The organism is Microbispora sitophila (assembly GCF_014892245.1).
Classification (GTDB): Bacteria; Actinomycetota; Actinomycetes; order Streptosporangiales; family Streptosporangiaceae; genus Microbispora; species Microbispora siamensis.
This window is the reverse complement of record NZ_JADBGC010000033.1, coordinates 103,510-108,306: the sequence shown is the minus strand read 5'-3', so window position 1 is coordinate 108,306 and position 4,797 is coordinate 103,510. Positions and strand designations below refer to the sequence as shown.

4 protein-coding genes and 1 tRNA gene are annotated in these 4,797 nt (G+C 73.7%); 2 read left to right on the top strand and 3 right to left on the bottom strand.

Annotated elements, in window-relative coordinates; genetic code table 11:
* Nucleotides 1-323: 323 nt before the first annotated feature.
* Nucleotides 324-400: transfer RNA gene (locus tag IL992_RS40315), tRNA-Ile, on the bottom strand.
* Nucleotides 401-679: 279 nt separating this feature from the next.
* Here IL992_RS40315 and IL992_RS40310 point away from each other — a divergent pair.
* Nucleotides 680-1,657: a substrate-binding domain-containing protein gene (locus IL992_RS40310; protein WP_193208554.1), complete on the top strand. Its 978-nt coding sequence runs from the start codon at nt 680-682 to the stop codon at nt 1,655-1,657.
* A gap of 80 nt (nt 1,658-1,737) precedes the next feature.
* Here the strand turns inward: IL992_RS40310 and IL992_RS40305 are convergent, their stop codons facing one another.
* Both IL992_RS40305 and IL992_RS40300 read right to left on the bottom strand, forming a co-directional pair.
* On the bottom strand, nt 1,738-3,084 hold the full coding sequence (locus tag IL992_RS40305; RefSeq protein WP_319019134.1) for an isoprenylcysteine carboxylmethyltransferase family protein: 1,347 nt from the start codon (nt 3,082-3,084) through the stop codon (nt 1,738-1,740).
* Nucleotides 3,081-3,962 carry a hypothetical protein gene (locus IL992_RS40300; protein WP_193208553.1) on the bottom strand — a complete coding sequence of 294 codons (882 nt, stop codon included), beginning with the start codon at nt 3,960-3,962 and terminating at the stop codon, nt 3,081-3,083. Before IL992_RS40300 ends, IL992_RS40305 begins: the two co-directional genes overlap by 4 nt.
* A gap of 47 nt (nt 3,963-4,009) precedes the next feature.
* Between IL992_RS40300 and IL992_RS40295 the strand changes: the two genes are divergently transcribed.
* Complete coding sequence (locus IL992_RS40295) at nt 4,010-4,687, top strand: TetR/AcrR family transcriptional regulator (RefSeq protein ID WP_193208567.1); 678 nt, start codon at nt 4,010-4,012, stop codon at nt 4,685-4,687.
* Nucleotides 4,688-4,797: the final 110 nt, after the last annotated feature.

The window sequence follows — 4,797 nt, the reverse complement described above, 5'->3', positions numbered from 1 at the left end:
GACGGCCCATCCGCCCGGAGGGGAGAAGAACCTGCAGCTTCTCCCACTCTTCATCGGTCAACTCGTACCGGCGAATCACGCCAAGTCATGATCCAACACCTAGATCACATTGAAGACACGGCCTAGGGCGTTGGCGCACCAGCGAGCGGTGGAGAAGAACCGGCGCGCGCGGCAGTGAAAACCGCGTTCGCGTACGAGGGGATGGTGTGCGGGTATCCCGTGACTGGCGACGGACGGCGGCTCTCGGTGGCCTACAGCTGCATGCCCAGTGACCATGATGCAAGGAGTAACCACAGCTCAGGCAGGGTTTCCCTGATCAAACGTGGTAGGGCGGGTGGGACTTGAACCCACGACCCACGGATTATGAGTCCGATGCTCTGACCGGCTGAGCTACCGCCCCGCAATGGTGGAGTCTCTCACAACTTAGCGGGTGAGGGGATCTGTGCGCAGAGACGAGCGGCGGCCTTCGGCCTTGGGCGTAATCCCCGCCCGATCACCCAGCGGCTGATCGTCCGCACTGGGGTACGGCTGCCGGAGCGAGCGTTATGGGGCATATGTCCGGGTATGTGACTGTTGAGGCGACATCGCTCCACAAGACGGCTCTGCGAAACGTGGCTCCGCAACGAATCGGGGGTGCCCCGTGGGGAGACGACTGGCGGGCGTCTGCGTGCTTCTCCTGATGTCCCTTCCCGCTTGCGGGCAGGGCGGGCGGCAGCCAGGAGCGGAACTCGGAGCGGTCGGCGACGTGCGGGACGGCTTCACCGTCGGCCTGCTGCTCCCCGGCGAGGGACCCGACCGACCTCTGTTCACGCGGGCCTTGTCGTCCCTCTGCCCGCGCTGCCATGTCCAGTACGCGAATGCCGCGGGCGACCGGGCCAGGCAGGGGCGGCAGATCGGCCGGATGCTGGCCGACGGCGTGCGGGTCCTGGTCCTCGGCGCGGTGGATCCCGAGGCCGCCGCTCCCTGGGTGGCCAGGGCCAAGCTGTTCGGGGCGAAGGTCGTCGCGTACGACCGGCTCGCGAACGGGCCGGTGGACGCCTACGTGGCGACGGACCCGGCGCGCGTCGGGCGGGAGCAGGCGCTGGCCTTGCTCGGCGCCATGAAGGGCGCGGGGCCGGTGCTGCTCCTCAACGGCCCCGCCACGGACCCGTACGCAGCGACGGTGAAGCGGGCCCTGCACGCCGTGCTCGACGGCCGGGTGAGGATCGGCTGGGAACGGGACCTGACGCGACCCGACGAGGCCGTACGCGAGGTGGCGGCGGCCGTCGCCGCGCTCGGCGGGGCCGCGAAGGTGGCGGGCGTGTGCTGCGCGAGCGACGCGATGGCGGAGGCCGTCGCGGCCGAGATGGCGCGAGCGGGGATGGCCGGGGTGCCGCTGATCGGGCATGGCGGGCGGCCCGCGGCGCTGGGGCGTGTCAGGGCCGGCACGCAGACCGCCACCGTGCGCACCGACGTCGCGGCCGAGGCGTCGGCCGCCGCCAGGCTGGCGGTCGAGGTCGCGGGTGGCAGGACCGTGTACGGCACGGCCGTCGTGTCCAACGGGACGACGGTTTCGATCCCGGCGGTGCTGGTCCCGCCCGCCGTGGTCACGAAGGCCACGGCTCGCGAGGCCCCCGCTCCCACGACCGGCCCCGGGCAGGGCGCGCGCCCGCACTGACTCGCCCGCACTGACTCGCCCGCACTGACTCGCCCGCACGCCCGCTCGGAGCACGGTCGCACCGAGCGGGCAACGGCCGGTCACGGGGCGCGGCGCGGGCCTGCCGCGTCCGCGGACTCGGTGAACGCCTGGCCGTCCCGGCCCGTCCCCCGTTCGGCGGGCCGGGACGGCACGCTTCGCGGCCCGGCCCCGAAGGCGTCGGCGCACAGTTGCGCGAACCAGCCCAGGCCGGGCAGCAGCAGGACCCATCCGGCGAGCGCCCAGCCGAGATGGAGGTGCGAGGCGGCGTGGGCGAAGGCCGCCACCCCTTCGGCCCGCAGCCCGTCCGCGCGCTCGTACGTCATCCGGCGCAGGCCCCGGGGATGTTCCTCCGCCGGGCGCACCTGTAGGGCGACCGGGGCATGGCGCAGGATCCACCTGCCGACGGGCGCGCACTGCCCGCACGTCGCCGACACGTGGACGACCGCCTCCGTCATGGCGGGGGAGGGCCGCAGGCGGGGCAGCCAGGCCCGCACGGCGGACCGGTAGGCGACCCACGCGCCGACGAAGCGGCCGGCGAGCTGCTCACCCTCGTGCCAGGCCGCGAGCCCGGCCCCGTACGCGACGGCCACGCCCGCCGCCGCCAGGAGACGGACGTCCAGCAGGCCCAGGAGCAGGTAGCTCGCCGTCATCGACACCTGCATCGGATTGCGCACGTACGCGTACGGCCCGCTCGTGACGAGGCGGCGGGGCGCGTCGTACGGCAGCGGCGTGCCGCCCGCCGCCGCGAACTCCCGGACGGCCGCCAGGCCGAGCGTCAGCGGCGCGGCCAGCACCTGGACGCCGAGGCCCGCGAGCCAGCCGGGCTGCCGCCACACCCCGGTGAGCGTGATCGGAAGTCCGAGCATGAGCCCGCCCGCGAGCACCGCCTGCAGCGTGGCCCGCCCGCCCACGCGGACGCCGCGGACGGTCCAGCGGGCGAGCAGGAGGCCGGGCACCAGGCCGAGCGCCACCGCGAGCGCCTCGCCGTACAGCCAGTCGCCGCCGAGCCGTACGAGCGGGCGGGCCAGGGGCATGAACGCGAGGTCCAGCCAGGTGAGCGCGAGGACGGTCAGCGGGAGCGGGAGGCGGCGGGCCGCGTGCGCGGGCAGCGCCCCCCACAGCAGCGCCCAGCCGAGCAGCAGGTCCACCGGCACGCCTTTCACCACCGCGCCCCGGGCGGAGAAGGACCACCAGCCGGCCCGCACCGCGATCACATTGACCAGGGCGAGGACGAGCAGGTTCCAGGCCGTCGCGAGGATCATGGCGGCGATCGCCCGCTCGGGCGGGCGGCGTACGGCCGCCGCGACCAGGACGGCGGCGAGCGGGCCGAACAGGGCCGCGCCGCGCAGGAGGCCGATCGCGGAATCCGCCGTCACGAGGCCGGTGGACATGGTGTCCGCGATCACGAGGTGAAGGTCGCCGCGAGGTAACCGGCCGCCTGCGTCGCGGCGTACCGCTGGAGCGGCCCGAAATACCAGCCCGGGTCGAAGGTGCGCCGGTAGCGGAAGGTCACTTCGAGGCGTCGTCCCCGCCAGCGGAACTCGGCCTCGCGCAGGTCCATCCACCGGGCGAGGGTCGTGTCGCGCTCCACCCGGAACACCGCCCGGCCGGGGGCGCGCTCGGCGACCCGCAGCGTCATGGCGCGCGGCTCCAGCGGGGCGTTGATCCCGAGGGACCGCCGGGGCGTGAAGGTGATCGTCCGGGTGTCCCCGACGGCGAGTCCCCGCCCTTCCGAGCCGAGCGGCCGGGGGAAGCCGAGCCGCAGCAATGGCGAGGTGACCGGCCCGAAGGCGGGCGGGCGGGCCAGGGCGGCCTCGATGTCGGTGTCCCGCGCCGCCGTGGCGGCCGCCGTGACCTCCTCGTCGCGCGGCAGCGAGGTGAACGGCGTGGCCCCTTCGAGCACGGCGGCGAGCAGCAGCGGGGCGACGACGGCCACCGCGTGCCGGCTGTGGCGGCGCACGTAGTCGACGGCGTTCCCCACGATGAACCCGACCAGGTAGAAGAGCGGGGCCGACATCAGCAGGCAGACGACGCCCTCGCCGAGCAGCGGCCCGGCCAGCGCGAGCCCGATCGTGATCGTGACCATGGCGACCCCGGTCGCGCTCTTCGGCCGCGCCGTCATCGTCACGACGACCGCGATGGCGGCCGGGATGCCCACGTAGAACAGCGAGGTCTGCTCCAGATGGCCCGCGTGGAGCACCTCGTAGAGCAGGTAGGCGGCGAACAGCCCGGCCAGCGTCACGACCAGCACGAGCCGGGGCCGCCTCGGGGTTTCCGACTCCATACGGCGCTCCTTGAGCGAGAGATTTAATCGATCGATTAAACCGTATGATGAGAATCAAGGGTGGTGTCAAGGGAGGCGGATTGACGACACGGCGGGACTCGGGCGCGGAGACGCGCGACCGGCTCATCGAGGCGGCCGCGGAGACGTTGAAGACCCAGGGGTACGCGGGCACGAGCGCCCGGACGATCGCGAAGGCGGCGGGCGTCAACTCGGCGCTGGTCTTCTACCACTTCGGCGGTGTCGACCCGCTGCTGCTGGCCGCCCTCGACCGCTCGTCGGAGGAGCGCATGCGGGCCCACCGGGAGACCGTCGCGGGGGCCACGACGCTGGAAGAGCTGGTGGAGGCCGCCACCCGGGTCTACAGGGCCGACATCGAGGGCGGGCACATCACGCTCTTCTCCGAGCTGGTCGGCGCCAGCATCGCCCGCCCCGAGCTGCGGGCGGAGATCGTCAAGCGGGCCGACCCCTGGATCGACTTCGTGGAGCAGACGCTCGAGCGGGTGATCGGCGGCTCACCGCTGGCCCGGCTCCTGCCCCCGCGCGACGTGGCGTACGCCGCGATCACCTTCTACCTGGGCGTCAACCTGTTCACACACCTTGACGCGGACCGTACGCGGACCGAGGCGTTGTTCGGCCTCGCGGCGCGGGTGGCGCCGCGCGCCCGGCTGCTCACCCTGCGGATGCCCCGGCGCCGCCGCCCGATCGCCCCAGGGTCGCCGGAATGAAGCACTGCGTCGCCGGAATGAAGCACGGAGCCGCCGGAATGAAAGAGCCGCGGGGGGCCCGGGGGGGGGACGCGGCCGGGGGGGTGGGGGGGGGGGACACCACCACGTGG